Consider the following 14,409-nt stretch of genomic DNA (forward strand, 5'->3'; position numbering starts at 1 on the left):
TTTACCCATATTAATGCGATAAAATTAAAAACCCTTAACTAAAGGCCTAAGGGCTATGACCTGTTTTTTCTAGTTTCATCTGATATATAGTTTTAAGGTTAATATTTATTTTCTAATCTTTAATCTAATTATACTTACTTTTCTTTATCTATTTCTCCATAATCCCACTAGTAAACGTGTTAAAATATTTTTTAATTAAAATTTATTTCAATAACCTGTATTTCAACATCTTAAGCTCAAGATAGCACTTTAAAATTTTGCCTTAAAAAACCACTCTACAGTAGAGTGGTTTTAATTTTTATTATGAGAGATTACTGCCTTCGCAGCAATTTATTACCCTTCACAGCTAGAACATTCTTTCTTTTGCTTAAACTTCTGTGCTGCATTCATACTGTGTTGGTAGTACAATGATTTTACACCTAATTGCCAAGCCGTCACATAGATTTTATTAATATCTTTTACTGGCATATCTGGATGTACCATAATATTAATAGACTGTCCTTGATCGATATGGTTTTGTCTATTTGCTGCCTGGTAAATAATCGTCATTTGATCGATTTCAGAATAGGTTTTAAACACATCTTTTTCATGATCTGTAAGTCCTTCTAAATGCTGTACAGAACCATCATAATCTCTAATGCTCTTCCACACCTCACTAGTATTCATGCCTTTTTCTTTTAAAAGTGCTACTAAATAAGGGTTTTTAATTGTGGTTTTTATTTTCGCAATATCCTTTACATAACTGTTAGACCAAATTGGCTCAATACCTTGTGATACCTGCCCTAAGATAAAGGCTGAAGATGTTGTTGGTGCCACAGCATTTAAAGTTGTATTACGTCTTCCGTAACCTTTTAATACTTCTGGCTCACCAAATAACTTAGCTAATTCTTCTGATGCTTTAACCGATTTATCTTTAATCGTTTTAAAGATTTCACTGTTTAAATCGAATGCTTCTTTACTATCAAAACCTACCATTTTAGATTGTAGTAATGAATGCCATCCTAAAGCACCTAAACCTAAAGCTCTGTTTTCTTTAGCAAAATTATAAGCCTTCTCCATAAACATAAATGTATGTCTATCGTCACGGCTATCAGAATCCCTATACACTTCTAATTTGGTAATAAACTCTTCTAATACCGCATCTAAGAAATATACCATGGTTTCAACAGCATCAGTATCTTTCCACTTATCATAATGTAATAAGTTTATAGAAGACAATACACAAACAAAAGACCAACGATCGTTTGTAGGTAACATAATTTCTGAACATAAGTTACTCGCGTAAATCTCATGTTTATTATTTCTATAAGCATCTGGAGCATTATTATTAGCATTGTCTCTAAAGAAGATATAAGGATATCCTATCTCTCCTCTACGTTGTAATACTTTTGCCCAAATAGCCCTTTTATCAGCATCACCATCAATCATTTCTTGCATCCACTCATTACCAACAGTAACACCATGAGTAAGTTCTTGTATTGGATTTCCTTCTGTTCCTATTTCTAAAAACTCGTGAATATCTTGATGATCGATAGGTAAGTATGGCGAAAAACGACCTCTTCTCACTGACCCTTGACTTACAACATCAACCATTTTTTCAAACAATTGCATAATGTGTACGGCCCCAGAAGACTCACCGTTATTTTTTACAGGGGCACCTCTATGACGAAGTTTTCCAAAATAACCAGAAGTACCACCTCCTAATTTAGACATCATTCCTACTTCCGATTGTGTATAAAGAATATCTCCCATATCATCAGAAATATGCGAACCAAAACAACTAATTGGTAAGCCACGTTTTTTTCCAAAGTTTGACCACACTGGAGATGCTAATGAGTAATACCCTTCAGCCATATAGCCATAGAACTTATCTGCAAAACCATCAATACCTAATATTTTCTCTGCGTTGTTAGCAATTTCTCTAATACGTTCTTCTGGTGTTGTATCACCTGTAAGGTAACCAGAGGCTAAAAATTGACGACTATGCTCAGTTAACCATTTAATTTCTGGTTCTACTTTAGCTTCTTTAATTGCTTCTTTTCTAGCTTTAATTAATTCATCGTGGCTAGATGTTGTTGTTGTTGTTGTTGTTGATTCTTGAATCACTTTGTCTTTGATGTCTTGGTTCATAGGGTCGTTAATGGATTAAATTAGGTCGTATTAAAATAGGTCGTCTCCGGTTACACTTTTTTGTCTCTTTGCATAGTTTATAGAACGCTTCACAAAGAAATCTCCATGTTTTGTTCCTATAATTTCGTCATCAAACCATTCGGTTTGCACTAATAATTTTTCATCTACATCAAATACTTTTTCGATGCCGATGCTTTCTAATGAATTATTAAATCTGTTTTTAATAAACTCATTAATAACATCTTTAGGTAAGAACTCTAGTTCTCCTGCTTCAAAAATCCAATCCACAAGTTTGCTTTCAGAGTCAAAAGCTTCTTTACATAAGTCTCTTACTAGAGTGCTATGCTCTGCATCAAACCATGTTGGATTTTCATTTTTAATGATTTTGATGATATCAATTCCGAAATCACCGTGAATTTGCTCTTCTTTTGAAGTTGCTTCAACCACATTAGAAACACCTTTAAGCATGTTCTTATGTTTGTTAAAAGCCATGATGATTAAAAACTGAGAGAATAAAGACACATGCTCAATAAATAGAGAGAATAATAAAATTGACTCTGCATATTCTTTATTGTCTTCACTTTTAGCATTCTTTAAAGCGGTTTCTAAATAATGAACACGTCTCATTATTACCGGCTTTTTCTTCAAGTTTTTAAATTCGTTGTTAAGACCTAATATTTCTAATAAATGTGAGTAAGCATCATGATGACGTACTTCACTTTCTGCAAACGTTGCTCCTACAGATCCGATTTCTGGCTTAGGCATTTTGTTATAAATCTCACCCCAAAATGATTTTACGGCAACCTCAATTTGAGAAATAGCAAGCATGGTATTTTTAATAGCATTCTGCTCCACTACTGTCAATCTTGTTTTAAAATCTTGAATATCACTAGTGAAATTAAATTCAGAATGAATCCAGTACGAATGTCTAATTGCATCTACATATTCATTAAGCTCAGGATACTCATAAGGCTTTAAGTTAATACGCTTTTCAAAAATATTCGTTTTTCTACTTCTCGCTTGTTCGTCTCTATATAATATGTATGCTTTTGCAACACTAGGAAAAGAGCTTGTCATTAATTTTTCTTCAACAAGATCTTGAACCTCTTCTACAGTAGGTAAGTAATTATGATCTCTTCCTTTTCTTTCTAATAAAGTTTGCAACACATTAACAGAAATAGTATTAGCGTCTTCTTTGCTACCATTTCCTACAGAAAGCATTGCTTTTTCAATAGCATTTGTGATTTTATTTAAAACAAACGGACTTGTTTCATAATCTCTTTTAATAATCTGAGTAATCTCCATATTTCTTTTAATTTAAAGCCTATCTAGTCATTAGAGTGATTTTAAATCACTCTAAACATATTGGTGAATCCGTTAAACGTTTTATGTTTTTCCTCTATTGAAATAAAGGGGCGAATTTTATAAAAAAAGGATTTTTTAGCACTTTTTTCAATCTAAAAAAACTAGAAAAATCTATTTTATTTTGCTCCCAACAAAGATTGACAATTGTCATTAAAAATGAAAGGTAATTTTATAAACATTGTCAACAAGTTCTTAACAAATCTGTTTATAGCCTAATAAAAAAGAAAATCATCTAAATTTAATACAAATAACTATATATCAGTAGATTAAGATAAAAATAGCTTTAAAAAAAATGTAGGTTTTATCGTGTTAAAATCATGGTTAGCAACCGAGTTTATTGGAGGTTAGACAAATAAATCTCGTTAGAATTAAGCACCAAAAAAGAGCGTTGACATAACGCTCTTTTTTCCCTAATAACTAACTAAAACTAATAATAAACAATTATATAATTATTTATTACAAATTAACACAGTAATGAAAGGTTAGAGTTTTTACGACTCTAACGTTTTGCTCATTAATAGCTAAAAAACCAAAAAGCAAACCCCTAATTTGCTATAACTTTTGGTTAATTTCATTACACAAATATCATTTTATTTCCCGACCCTTTCATCCCGTAATGTATAAATGGTAAAAAATAGTGTATAAATGGTTCTACCATTTTTTTACACTCTATACACAAAACCATGCATTGCATACATAATAACATTCTAAGCAATCAATATATTCCTATATTTATATTTAATAATTTATCAGCATGTTAAAAGCAGTAATTGTAGATGATGAGCCAAAAGCTATCCAAAGTTTAATTTGGGAAATCAGCAATTTTAGTGAAGAAATAGAGGTTATGGCCTCTTTTACGAATCCGGATGAAGCCTTAGCGTATTTAAATTCTAACACACCAGATTGTTTGTTTTTAGATATCCAAATGCCAACTATTGGAGGCTTTCAATTTTTAGAGCAACTCAACGCCATTAACTTTGCTGTTGTAATCACCACAGCCTATGACGAATATGCTATCAAAGCTTTAAAACACGAAGCTACAGACTACTTATTAAAACCTATAGACTCAGATGATTTAAGAGACTGCATCTCAAAAATAAAAAAACACAGTGATCGCACAATTAACTCCTTAAAGTTAGAGCGTATGCTCGTTAACTTTAATACACAATTCGATAGAAAAAAGATTACTATTAATACGGATGGAAAATTACTCTTTTTAGATATTGATGATATCATTTACATTGAATCTGACGGTAATTATAGTACACTATACTTACAAAATCACAAAAAAATAGTGATCACTAAAAAACTAAAAGAAGTTGATGCTATTTTACCAGAGCATTACTTCTTTCGAATTCACAACTCTTACATTATTAACCTTAACAAAATAAAAGCATTTATAAAAAATGAAGGTTACGTTATTATGGATAGTGATCATAAAATTCCTGTAGCAAGACAACGAAAATCAGATTTTTTAGAAAAATTATAGTTTATGAAATATTTTTTTACGCATAAACTGATAAGTCTTTGTATTCTTTTTTTCCTTTATACGTCTAATGGTTCTGCACAGTCAGCTAGTTTTGAAAATGCCATAAATTATGTTCAAAAAAATAAGCCTTCACAACAAACCATAATAGATTCCCTTTTAAAACCCTTTGAACGCGATAGTGTAAAAATGACACGTTTATTAAACATGTCTAAGGAAACATCTTGGTATGAAGGCTCTAGTTATGCACTTAACGCATTAGGTGTAATGCAAAGAGATGTTTCTAATTACGATGAATCTCTACTACTTCATGAAGAAGCGGAAACTTACGCCGAAAAAGCAAAAAGTGACGAGTTAAAAATCATGAGTTTGAATATGATTGGTGTGGTATACAGACGCATGGACATTGTTAAACTTGCATTAGACTACCACACAGAAGCGTTAAAAATTGCTTATTCCGTTATTACTCCTTCTGAATCAATAACTCGAAGTATAGCCATATCTCAAAACAGTATTGGTAATATTTATCTAGCCTTAAAGCAATATGATTTAGCCCTTATCCAATTTAACAAATCACTCAAAATTGAAAAAAAATTCGACAATAAATTGGGGCTTGCCATTAATTATCACAACATTGGTTATGCAGAAGAAGCAAAAGGTTTTCTAGACACTGCACTCTCTAATTATCAGATATCATTAGATTATAATAATAGTATTGATTCTGAGATTGGTCGTGTTATTTGTTTTAATAGTATAGGACGTATTTATTTAAAACTAGGCAATTATAAAGATGCAAAACCTATCATTTTAGCCGCATTAGAAAAAGCCCTGAGCATAGATGATCAGTACTACATTTCAGCTTCATACCTCAACCTTGGTCAATTAGAAACCGAAACAAACCAACTCATATCTGCTGAGCAAAACTTAAAAAAGGCACTCAACATTGCCAATTCTTATAATTTAAAATCAACTGTTGCTGAGTCGAGCAAATTATTATCTGAAGTTAATCAGAAGAACAATAACTTCAAGGATGCCTTAAAGTATTACAAAGATGCTGTTGAAATTGAAAACACCTTTTTAACAGAGCAAAACTTGCAATATGTTAATGACATTGCTATTGAATATGAAAACGAAAATAAAAACAATCAAATAAAAGCTTTAGCTCTAGAAAATGAATCCGTGCGTCTACGATTAGAGCGAAATAAACAGATTTTGCTCTACACGTCCCTACTCTTAGGAATTATAGGTGTCGCACTTTTTATTATCCATAGAACAAAAGCCTTAAGGAGAGATAAACATATATTAACCTTAGAACAAGATATGTTGCGAAGTCAAATGAATCCTCATTTTATATTTAACTCCCTAAATTCTATAAAGCTTTATATCATTAATAATGATAAAACTAACGCTGTTTATTACCTCAACAAATTTTCGAAACTCATCCGAAAGATTTTAATGGCATCAAAGGAAAAAGAGACCTCACTTAATGATGAGCTCGAAACCATGAAGTTATATATGAATATCGAAAACATTCGGTTTTCAAATGAAATTGATTTCACTATTACAGTAGATCCTTCTATTAATACAGAAATCATAAAATTACCCTCTTTGGTGCTTCAACCTTTTTTAGAAAACTCTTTATGGCATGGCTTATCTTCTAAATCTAACAACAAAAAAATAACCTTAAGTGTTAGTAAAAACTCACCTAATTTTATCACTGTTGAAATTATCGATAATGGCATTGGCAGACTTGCATCAAAAAAAATAAATGACAGAAAACGACTTGAACGAAATTCAGTTGGAATAGATATCACAAAAGCACGATTGGCTAATTTCTCAGAATCATTTCAAAATTCATATACTTTAGACATTGAAGATTTATACGAAAACGAAAAACCGTCTGGCACTAAAATAATCTTAAAGATACCTACAAAATTAAAGACTCAATTTATAAGCTAACGAAGTTTAATACTAGGAATAACGATAAACGAAGCTTATCGTTTATAAGTTTCGGCTACCTTTTCTAATTCAGCATACCAATCCTCACCAAATTTTCTAATAAGCGCTTCCTTTACAAATTTGTAAACAGGCACTTGTAATTCTTTACCCAAAGAACAGGCATCATCACAAATTTCCCACTTATCATAATTAACACCAGAGAACTCCGTATACTCTCTTATTCGTATTGGATACAAATGACAAGACACAGGTTTCTTCCATTTAATTTCTCCTTGATTGTAAGCTTCTTCTATGGCGCAAAGTGCTGTTTTCTTCTCATCGAAAATGACATAAGCACAATCTGCACCATTAATTAATGGCGTTTCAAAATCACCAAAATCGGTCGTTATTGAAGTCCCTTGGGCTTCAATAGCATCGATACCTTCTTTACGAAGAAATGGTTTTACTAATGGATAGATATCTTCTAAGATTTTGACCTCCGCTTTTTCTAAAGGAGCACCTGCATCACCGTCGATACAACAGGCACCTTTACACGCTGAGAGATTACAAACAAAATCCTTTTCTATAATATCTTCTGAGACTATGGTTTTTCCGAGTTGAAACATGCCGCAAAAATACTTAAACTTAACCGCAATTTTCTATTGAAAATCTTTAATAATATCGCACCTTTGCAAAAAATTTCAAAAACCATACTGAAATTTAGCTATTAAGCGATTAAAAACCAATAACTTATAGCCAAGTTTTAGAAGTTATAAAAGATTTAAAATACTAGAAAAATGCAACTTAATTTTAAAGAAATATTTACAGCTTTCATGATTCTTTTTGCGGTTATCGATATCATTGGAAACATTCCAATTATTATAGATCTTCGTAAAAAAGTGGGTCATATTCAAAGTGGAAAAGCCTCTATAATTGCTGGTGTAATAATGATTATTTTTCTCTTTGTTGGGAAAAGTTTATTAAGCCTTATCGGTATTGATGTCAACTCATTTGCAGTTGCCGGTGCCTTTGTTATATTCTTTATTGCCTTAGAAATGGTTTTAGGCATTACCCTTTACAAAGATGATGAACATAGTGCTGTTACCGCTTCTGTTTTTCCATTGGCATTCCCGTTAATGGCAGGTCCAGGAACTCTAACAACGTTATTATCGTTACGTGCAGAATTTGCTATCGAAAACATTATTGTTGCTGTAATTAGCAATGTGATTGTTATTTATATTGTACTAAAAACGTCTTCAAAAATTGAACGCATCATAGGTGCGAATGGAATTAACATTATAAGAAAAATATTTGGTGTAATTTTGTTAGCCATCGCAGTAAAATTATTTGCGCATAACATTAAAGCTTTACTGGCTTAAATTTTTAAACATGAAAGTATTTACACTTATTCTATCGGTCATTGCATTAGCGCTTATCATTTTTAATACGACAAAGCTAAATTTTGATGCACTCTTAGACGGAGAAAGCCAAACAGCATTAATAACAATTGTGGCTGCGCTTTGTGCACTTATATTATTGCAAATTTTAAGAATTTCTAAAAAAATTGAAAAATTAAGTAAACGTCGCTAATGGATTTTGATGCTTTAATTATTGGTGGTGGTGCAGCAGGATTATCTTGTGCTTTAGTTTTAGGATCTGCAAAAAACAAACCTTTCGCAGAAGGCAAACATATTGGTATTATAATGCACCAAAAAACATCGCACCTACAAACTGCTTTGTTTAATAATGTTTTAGGATTACAACCTGGTACTTTAGGCTCAGATATTTTAACGGAAGGCAAATCACAATTGAGCACCATCTATCCACATGTTTCTCAAATTGAAAATGAAAAAGTTAGTGCTATACAGAAAGACAAGGATGGTTTTATAGTGACTACTAATAAAAACAGCTATTATTCTAAGATTGTTGTCATTGCTGTTGGTTACACCAATTTAATGACCATAGAAGGTCTCGAAAGCTATATAGAACCACATCCAAGAGCTGCTATTGAGAAAGATAGAATTTGGCTAAAAAACACAGATCATCTTATTGAAAAAAACTTGTACGTAGCTGGAACTTTAGCCGGTTGGCGTAGTCAATTTGCTATTGCTAGTGGAAGTGGTGCACATGTGGCAACCGATATTTTAACACTTTGGAATGATGGAAAGCAAACCAAAATTCACGATAAGATTATTGCTTAAAATCAGGATACTCTGTACTTAAAAGAATTACTTCTTGTACCATAATATCTTCTTTATTTAAGATTTCCTCAAACGCATTATCGTCAAATAATTGACGTGCTAAGGTTGCTTTTATCAATCGTCTTATTTCAGCATTATAGGCTACAAAAGAAATATTAGTACGCTCTCTTTGATTTACATATTCTTGAAAGTTCACAACAATATCATCACTAACTTCAAAATTATTAATAAAATCATATTTAGAAATACCTTGATATATGGTACGATCTTTATCCAATTCTTCAAAAACGAAATATCCAAAATGACCACGTCGTCTTAAATAATTAATCGTTTCATTATCAAATAAACGATCAATTGGCACAAATACATCAGGAATAATACCTCCACCTCCATAAACCACTTTTCCTTTTGGTGTGGTAAACTTTAAAGAGTCATCAACGACGATACTTTCCTCATCTGCCAATTCTCCAGTTCTTAAACGCTTATAATAATCATTATAATAACTTTCACTATCACCATTGGTATATGGCTTTTGTATAGAACGACCTGTTGGCGTGTAATATCTAGACACTGTTAATCGCACAGCACTGCCATCACCTAAGGCCATTTCGCGTTGTACTAAACCTTTTCCATACGACCGTCTACCCACAATGATACCTTTATCATTATCTTGAAGCGCACCTGCAATTACCTCACTTGCAGACGCAGAGTTTTCATTAATGAGAATATAAAGCTCACCTTCTTCAAAGTCTCCTCGTTTTGTGGCGTATATGCGTTCTTCTTTTCCTCTTTTATCTTTTGTAAACAGTATAAGCTTATCGTCTTCTAAAAATTCGTCAGCAATTTGCTCAGCTATACCTAAAAATCCCCCAGGATTATCACGTAGATCTAAAGCCAATTTAGTAGCTCCAAGATCCTTTAATTCATTGAGCGCTAACTTAAATTCTTTAAACGTAGACTCGGCAAAACGATTCATTTTTATATATCCCAAATCATCAGTAAGCATATAAGCTGCATCAATACTTTTTATAGGAATAGCTTTTCGTTTTACATCAAACTCTAACAACTCATCTTCACCTTTCCTATAAACCGTAAGTTTTACATTGGTGTTTTTATCACCTTTTAATTTCTCACCTATATCATCATTAGAAATATTAGGACCGTATAGCGTATCTCCGTCAGCTAACAGAATGCGATCTCCACTCATAATACCTGCACGCTCACTTGGACCATATTCAGTTGGTCTAATTACGGCAATACTATCTTTATAAGCATAAAAATTAATGCCAATACCAACAAAATCACCCTTCATGTTTTCGGTAATTCGTTCTAAATCTTCTTTAGGAATATACGTTGAATGTGGATCTAAATTATGTAAAATACCATTAACAGTAACATCAACAATACTGTCTGTATTGACCTCTTCGACGTACTCGTAATCGATATAATCTATTAACCGATTGAGTTTATCCTTTTTGCTATTTGTGGTAAAGAGATTATCTGATGTGTCAGAAAAATTCAGTTTTCCACCTATAATGACTCCTGCTGCTATTGCAACACCAATAATAAGTGGTATATATTTATTTTTTGTTGCCATACTATTTCCCGTCTGAATGGGAACCTGCGTTTAAGTCTTCAATTAGTTCTAATTCAATTCCTGCTTTTTTTAGAAAATCAATTCCTGAGCAATCCTTATAATCTTGTTGGTACACGACTCGGACAATACCTGCTTGATGGATTAACTTACTGCATTCTTTACAAGGTGAAAGCGTAATGTATAACGTTGCACCTCTACATGACTGTGTTGATGAGGCTACCTTTAAAATGGCATTTGCCTCAGCATGTAAAACGTACCACTTGGTATAACCTTCATCATCTTCGCAATAATTCTCAAAGCCTGTTGGTGTACCATTATAACCATCAGAAATGATCATTCTATCTTTAACAATAAGTGCACCTACTTGTTTACGTTTACAATGAGACAATTTCCCCCATTCTTTCGCAATTCTTAAATAAGCTTTATCGTAGCGTAATTGTTTTGCCTTTGACATTAATAATTAGTGTTATACAAACGTACTGTGTACGTAACGAAGATAATCGGATAGTATTTTATATGCCATTACCTTCTCGTTAAAGTTTTACCAAACTTTTTGGCTTATTTTAAAAAATCGCTCTCTAGTATCATTGGAATAACCAAGCCTATTACAACCGCAGAAATTACCATAACCCAATCGCGACGCGAAAACCTAAAGACTGTTTGACATAAAAATCCTAAAAACAAGACTATAAAGACAATGATGACTTGGGCAAGTTCTATTCCTAGAGCGAATTCTATGAGAAGTTCTAATTTATTTTCCGATTGGCCTGAAAACATTTTAAACTCTCTTGCAAAGCCTAAGCCGTGTATAATTCCGAAGAATAACGTTGTAAAAAACAATAAGCCAATTTTACTTGTTTTAGATTTTTTACCCGCAGTAAATACGTTATAAAGTGCCATGATTAAGATAGTGACTGGTATTAGAAATTCTACTAATTCACCATTAATACTTACAATACCATAAGCAGCTAAAACCAGCGATAATGTATGACCTAACGTGAATGTTGTTACTAAAATAAGTACACGTTTCCAATCATTAAAAACATAAGGCACAGCTAATACCATTAAAAAAAGGATATGGTCATACCCGTTAATATCTAAAACATGGTTCATGCCGTATTGCACATTAAACCAGAAATTTTCTAACATATTTAAATCTGTTTGGGAAAATCAAAGTTACAATTAAAATGTAATATGCCTTCGTTAAAATAAAGTGAATAAAATTTGTGTAATCCTATTTTCTTTCGGAATATTGTAACTTACAAAGTTCAAGCAACTTATTGAAATGTTATCAAGAAAGGTGGAGGGATTAGACCCTTTGAAACCTTAGCAACCCTTAAACTTATTAAGAAGGTGCTAACTTCTACGTTATTGTCGATTCATTTATCGCGCAATTGGATAGATAACCAAACATAATTACACATCTGTAATTACAATTCTTTATAACATTTTCTATACATGCGTCTGTGGCGTTTTTAAGTTTATTGATTTGCTTAAATTATTAGAAAATGAATTCAAAACATATTGAAACACAAGCGATACGTACTCAAATAGAGCGTTCGCAGTTTTTAGAGCATTCTAGCCCTTTGTACCTTACATCGAGTTATGTTTTTGAAGATGCCGAAGATATGCGTGCCTCATTTGCAGACGAAAAACAACGCAATATTTACAGTCGCTATTCTAATCCTAATACATCAGAATTTGTAGAAAAAATCTGTTTTATGGAAGGTGCAGAACGTGGATATGCTTTTGCCTCTGGGATGTCTGCTGTGTTTTCAACCTTTGCAGCCCTATTAAATGCTGACGATCATATTGTGTCTTGTCGTAGTATTTTTGGATCAACTCAAACCCTATTTAATAACATTTTACCAAAGTGGAATATTTCGAATAGCTATTTTAAAATAGATGAATTAGATACCATTGAAAGTCTAATTCAACCCAATACAAAGGTAATTTATGCTGAGAGTCCAACCAACCCAGCTGTTGATATTTTAGACGTACAGCGCTTAGGAGATATCGCAAAAAAACATGGCTTAATCTTCATAATCGATAATTGCTTTGCCACACCTTACTTGCAACAACCTATTAAATTTGGTGCAGATTTAGTTATTCATTCTGCAACAAAATTAATTGATGGACAAGGCAGAGTCTTAGGTGGTGTAACGGTTGGAAGTTCAGAATTAATTCAAAAAATCTATTTATTTTCTCGAAATACAGGTCCAGCCTTATCACCTTTTAATGCCTGGATTTTGTCCAAAAGCTTAGAAACACTTCCTGTTAGGGTTGACAGACATTGCGACAATGCCTTAAAGGTAGCGACCTTTTTAGAATCTCACGACAATGTGAATTTTGTAAAATATCCTTTTTTAAAATCGCATCCACAATACGAATTAGCAAAAAAACAAATGTCACAAGGTGGCACCATTGTCGCCTTTGAAATTAAAGGTGGCATTGAAGCGGGTCGTAAGTTTCTTAATGCGATTCAACTATTATCACTATCTGCAAATTTAGGAGATACACGAAGCATTGTAACGCATCCTGCATCTACAACACATGCTAAAATACCTGAAGATATTCGATTACAAACTGGAATAACAGCAGGCTTGATAAGAGTTTCTGTTGGTTTAGAACATCCTGAAGACATTATTAACGATTTAAAACAAGCCTTAAGCTAATGGCAAATATTAGAAAAGAATTAGAAAAACGCATCTTAGTTCTCGATGGAGCCATGGGAACGATGCTTCAACAATACAAATTCACAGAGGACGATTTTAGAGGAGAACGTTTTAAGGATTATCCGTCTCCACTACAAGGCAATAATGATTTACTATCACTAACACAACCGGTTGCCATTGCAGAAATACATGCAAAGTATTTTGAAGCCGGAGCAGATATTGTAGAAACCAACACCTTTTCGGGAACTACAATTGCCATGGCAGATTATGACATGGAAGATTTAGTGTACGAATTGAATTTTGAATCAGCAAAAATCGCCAAACAAGTCGCTGATAAATTCACAAAAGAAAACCCTGAAAAACCACGTTTTGTAGCAGGAAGTATTGGTCCAACCAACAAAACAGCGAGTTTATCACCAGATGTGAACCGACCAGAATACAGAGCAATTACATTTAATGAATTACGCATCGCCTACAAGCAACAAGTTGAAGCACTTATTGATGGAGGTGTTGATCTGCTGTTAGTGGAAACCATTTTTGATACTTTAAATGCTAAGGCCGCATTATTTGCTATTGAAGAAGTCAAAGAAGAACGTCATATCGATATCCCAATTATGGTTTCGGGAACCATTACTGATGCTTCTGGCAGAACCTTATCCGGACAAACAGTGGAGGCTTTTTTAGCTTCTATATCACACATCCCACTATTAAGTGTTGGCTTTAATTGTGCCCTGGGAGCAGAACAACTGAAGCCCTACTTGCAACGTTTATCTAACGAAACTGAGTTTTTTACCTCAGCACATCCTAATGCAGGTTTACCAAATGCCTTTGGAGAATATGAAGAATCTCCAAAGCAAATGCAGCAATTCATTGAAGGGTATCTTAAAGATGACCTCATCAATATAATTGGTGGCTGTTGTGGCACGAGTCCTGCTCATATAAAAGCAATTGCTGAGGCAGCCAAGAACTACGAACCAAGAAAAACTGTCATTCCTGCATAAGCAGGAATCTACTTTG

At 32.9% G+C, this 14,409-nt stretch carries 13 protein-coding genes and 1 riboswitch; of the genes, 7 read left to right on the forward strand and 6 right to left on the reverse strand.

The window, feature by feature from the left end; genetic code table 11:
- Positions 1 to 333: 333 nt before the first annotated feature.
- Both BLT80_RS00745 and BLT80_RS00750 read right to left on the reverse strand, forming a co-directional pair.
- Entirely contained in the window at positions 334 to 2,130 is a 1,797-nt protein-coding gene (locus BLT80_RS00745; protein WP_092465679.1) for a ribonucleoside-diphosphate reductase subunit alpha, read from the reverse strand.
- A gap of 30 nt (positions 2,131 to 2,160) precedes the next feature.
- Positions 2,161 to 3,435 (reverse strand): ribonucleotide-diphosphate reductase subunit beta, encoded by a 1,275-nt coding sequence (locus BLT80_RS00750; RefSeq protein WP_092465680.1) that lies wholly within the window; start codon positions 3,433 to 3,435, stop codon positions 2,161 to 2,163.
- A gap of 814 nt (positions 3,436 to 4,249) precedes the next feature.
- On the opposite strand from BLT80_RS00750, the gene BLT80_RS00755 reads away from it, so the two are divergent.
- Both BLT80_RS00755 and BLT80_RS00760 read left to right on the forward strand, forming a co-directional pair.
- Positions 4,250 to 4,984, forward strand: a complete 735-nt coding sequence (locus tag BLT80_RS00755; protein ID WP_092465681.1) for a LytR/AlgR family response regulator transcription factor — start codon at positions 4,250 to 4,252, stop codon at positions 4,982 to 4,984.
- 3 nt (positions 4,985 to 4,987) lie between these two features.
- Positions 4,988 to 6,940, forward strand: coding sequence for a tetratricopeptide repeat-containing sensor histidine kinase (locus BLT80_RS00760; protein ID WP_092465682.1), 1,953 nt, complete (start codon positions 4,988 to 4,990; stop codon positions 6,938 to 6,940).
- A 35-nt stretch (positions 6,941 to 6,975) separates the two neighbouring features.
- Here the strand turns inward: BLT80_RS00760 and BLT80_RS00765 are convergent, their stop codons facing one another.
- Positions 6,976 to 7,545, reverse strand: a complete 570-nt coding sequence (locus BLT80_RS00765) for a DUF3109 family protein (RefSeq protein WP_092465683.1) — start codon at positions 7,543 to 7,545, stop codon at positions 6,976 to 6,978.
- A 171-nt stretch (positions 7,546 to 7,716) separates the two neighbouring features.
- Between BLT80_RS00765 and BLT80_RS00770 the strand changes: the two genes are divergently transcribed.
- From BLT80_RS00770 to BLT80_RS00780, 3 genes are read left to right on the forward strand one after another with little or no spacing between them, the layout of a single operon-like run.
- A complete protein-coding gene (locus BLT80_RS00770; protein WP_092465684.1) occupies positions 7,717 to 8,298 on the forward strand; it encodes a MarC family protein in 582 nt (193 codons plus the stop codon).
- A 10-nt stretch (positions 8,299 to 8,308) separates the two neighbouring features.
- On the forward strand, positions 8,309 to 8,509 hold the full coding sequence (locus tag BLT80_RS00775; RefSeq protein ID WP_092465685.1) for a hypothetical protein: 201 nt from the start codon (positions 8,309 to 8,311) through the stop codon (positions 8,507 to 8,509).
- Entirely contained in the window at positions 8,509 to 9,120 is a 612-nt protein-coding gene (locus BLT80_RS00780) for an FAD-dependent oxidoreductase (protein WP_092465686.1), read from the forward strand. The genes BLT80_RS00775 and BLT80_RS00780 overlap by 1 nt, the downstream gene beginning before the upstream one ends.
- Here the strand turns inward: BLT80_RS00780 and BLT80_RS00785 are convergent.
- From BLT80_RS00785 to BLT80_RS00795, 3 genes are all read right to left on the reverse strand, one after another.
- On the reverse strand, positions 9,110 to 10,717 hold the full coding sequence (locus BLT80_RS00785) for a S41 family peptidase (RefSeq protein WP_092465687.1): 1,608 nt from the start codon (positions 10,715 to 10,717) through the stop codon (positions 9,110 to 9,112). The genes BLT80_RS00780 and BLT80_RS00785 overlap by 11 nt on opposite strands.
- Position 10,718: 1 nt before the next feature.
- Entirely contained in the window at positions 10,719 to 11,171 is a 453-nt protein-coding gene (locus BLT80_RS00790; RefSeq protein ID WP_092465688.1) for a deoxycytidylate deaminase, read from the reverse strand.
- A 104-nt stretch (positions 11,172 to 11,275) separates the two neighbouring features.
- On the reverse strand, positions 11,276 to 11,866 hold the full coding sequence (locus BLT80_RS00795) for a HupE/UreJ family protein (RefSeq protein ID WP_092465689.1): 591 nt from the start codon (positions 11,864 to 11,866) through the stop codon (positions 11,276 to 11,278).
- Between the two features lie 136 nt (positions 11,867 to 12,002).
- Positions 12,003 to 12,126, forward strand: a riboswitch (SAM riboswitch).
- Between the two features lie 99 nt (positions 12,127 to 12,225).
- Between BLT80_RS00795 and BLT80_RS00800 the strand changes: the two genes are divergently transcribed.
- Positions 12,226 to 13,392 (forward strand): trans-sulfuration enzyme family protein, encoded by a 1,167-nt coding sequence (locus tag BLT80_RS00800; RefSeq protein WP_092465690.1) that lies wholly within the window; start codon positions 12,226 to 12,228, stop codon positions 13,390 to 13,392.
- A complete protein-coding gene (locus BLT80_RS00805; RefSeq protein WP_092465691.1) occupies positions 13,392 to 14,393 on the forward strand; it encodes a homocysteine S-methyltransferase family protein in 1,002 nt (333 codons plus the stop codon). Before BLT80_RS00800 ends, BLT80_RS00805 begins: the two co-directional genes overlap by 1 nt.
- Positions 14,394 to 14,409: the final 16 nt, after the last annotated feature.

Source organism: Winogradskyella thalassocola, assembly GCF_900099995.1.
Lineage (GTDB): Bacteria > Bacteroidota > Bacteroidia > Flavobacteriales > Flavobacteriaceae > Winogradskyella > Winogradskyella thalassocola.

Excerpts from the sequence above, each read along its gene's own strand:
- BLT80_RS00745 (WP_092465679.1), bottom strand. The coding sequence starts at position 2,130 with ATGAACCAAGACATCAAAGACAAAGTGATTCAAGAATCAACAACAACA.
- BLT80_RS00790 (WP_092465688.1), bottom strand. The coding sequence starts at position 11,171 with ATGTCAAAGGCAAAACAATTACGCTACGATAAAGCTTATTTAAGAATT.
- BLT80_RS00805 (WP_092465691.1), top strand. The coding sequence starts at position 13,392 with ATGGCAAATATTAGAAAAGAATTAGAAAAACGCATCTTAGTTCTCGAT.
- BLT80_RS00775 (WP_092465685.1), top strand. The coding sequence starts at position 8,309 with ATGAAAGTATTTACACTTATTCTATCGGTCATTGCATTAGCGCTTATC.
- BLT80_RS00760 (WP_092465682.1), top strand. The coding sequence starts at position 4,988 with ATGAAATATTTTTTTACGCATAAACTGATAAGTCTTTGTATTCTTTTT.
- BLT80_RS00765 (WP_092465683.1), bottom strand. The coding sequence starts at position 7,545 with ATGTTTCAACTCGGAAAAACCATAGTCTCAGAAGATATTATAGAAAAG.
- BLT80_RS00800 (WP_092465690.1), top strand. The coding sequence starts at position 12,226 with ATGAATTCAAAACATATTGAAACACAAGCGATACGTACTCAAATAGAG.
- BLT80_RS00770 (WP_092465684.1), top strand. The coding sequence starts at position 7,717 with ATGCAACTTAATTTTAAAGAAATATTTACAGCTTTCATGATTCTTTTT.
- BLT80_RS00795 (WP_092465689.1), bottom strand. The coding sequence starts at position 11,866 with ATGTTAGAAAATTTCTGGTTTAATGTGCAATACGGCATGAACCATGTT.
- BLT80_RS00785 (WP_092465687.1), bottom strand. The coding sequence starts at position 10,717 with ATGGCAACAAAAAATAAATATATACCACTTATTATTGGTGTTGCAATA.
- BLT80_RS00750 (WP_092465680.1), bottom strand. The coding sequence starts at position 3,435 with ATGGAGATTACTCAGATTATTAAAAGAGATTATGAAACAAGTCCGTTT.
- BLT80_RS00780 (WP_092465686.1), top strand. The coding sequence starts at position 8,509 with ATGGATTTTGATGCTTTAATTATTGGTGGTGGTGCAGCAGGATTATCT.
- BLT80_RS00755 (WP_092465681.1), top strand. The coding sequence starts at position 4,250 with ATGTTAAAAGCAGTAATTGTAGATGATGAGCCAAAAGCTATCCAAAGT.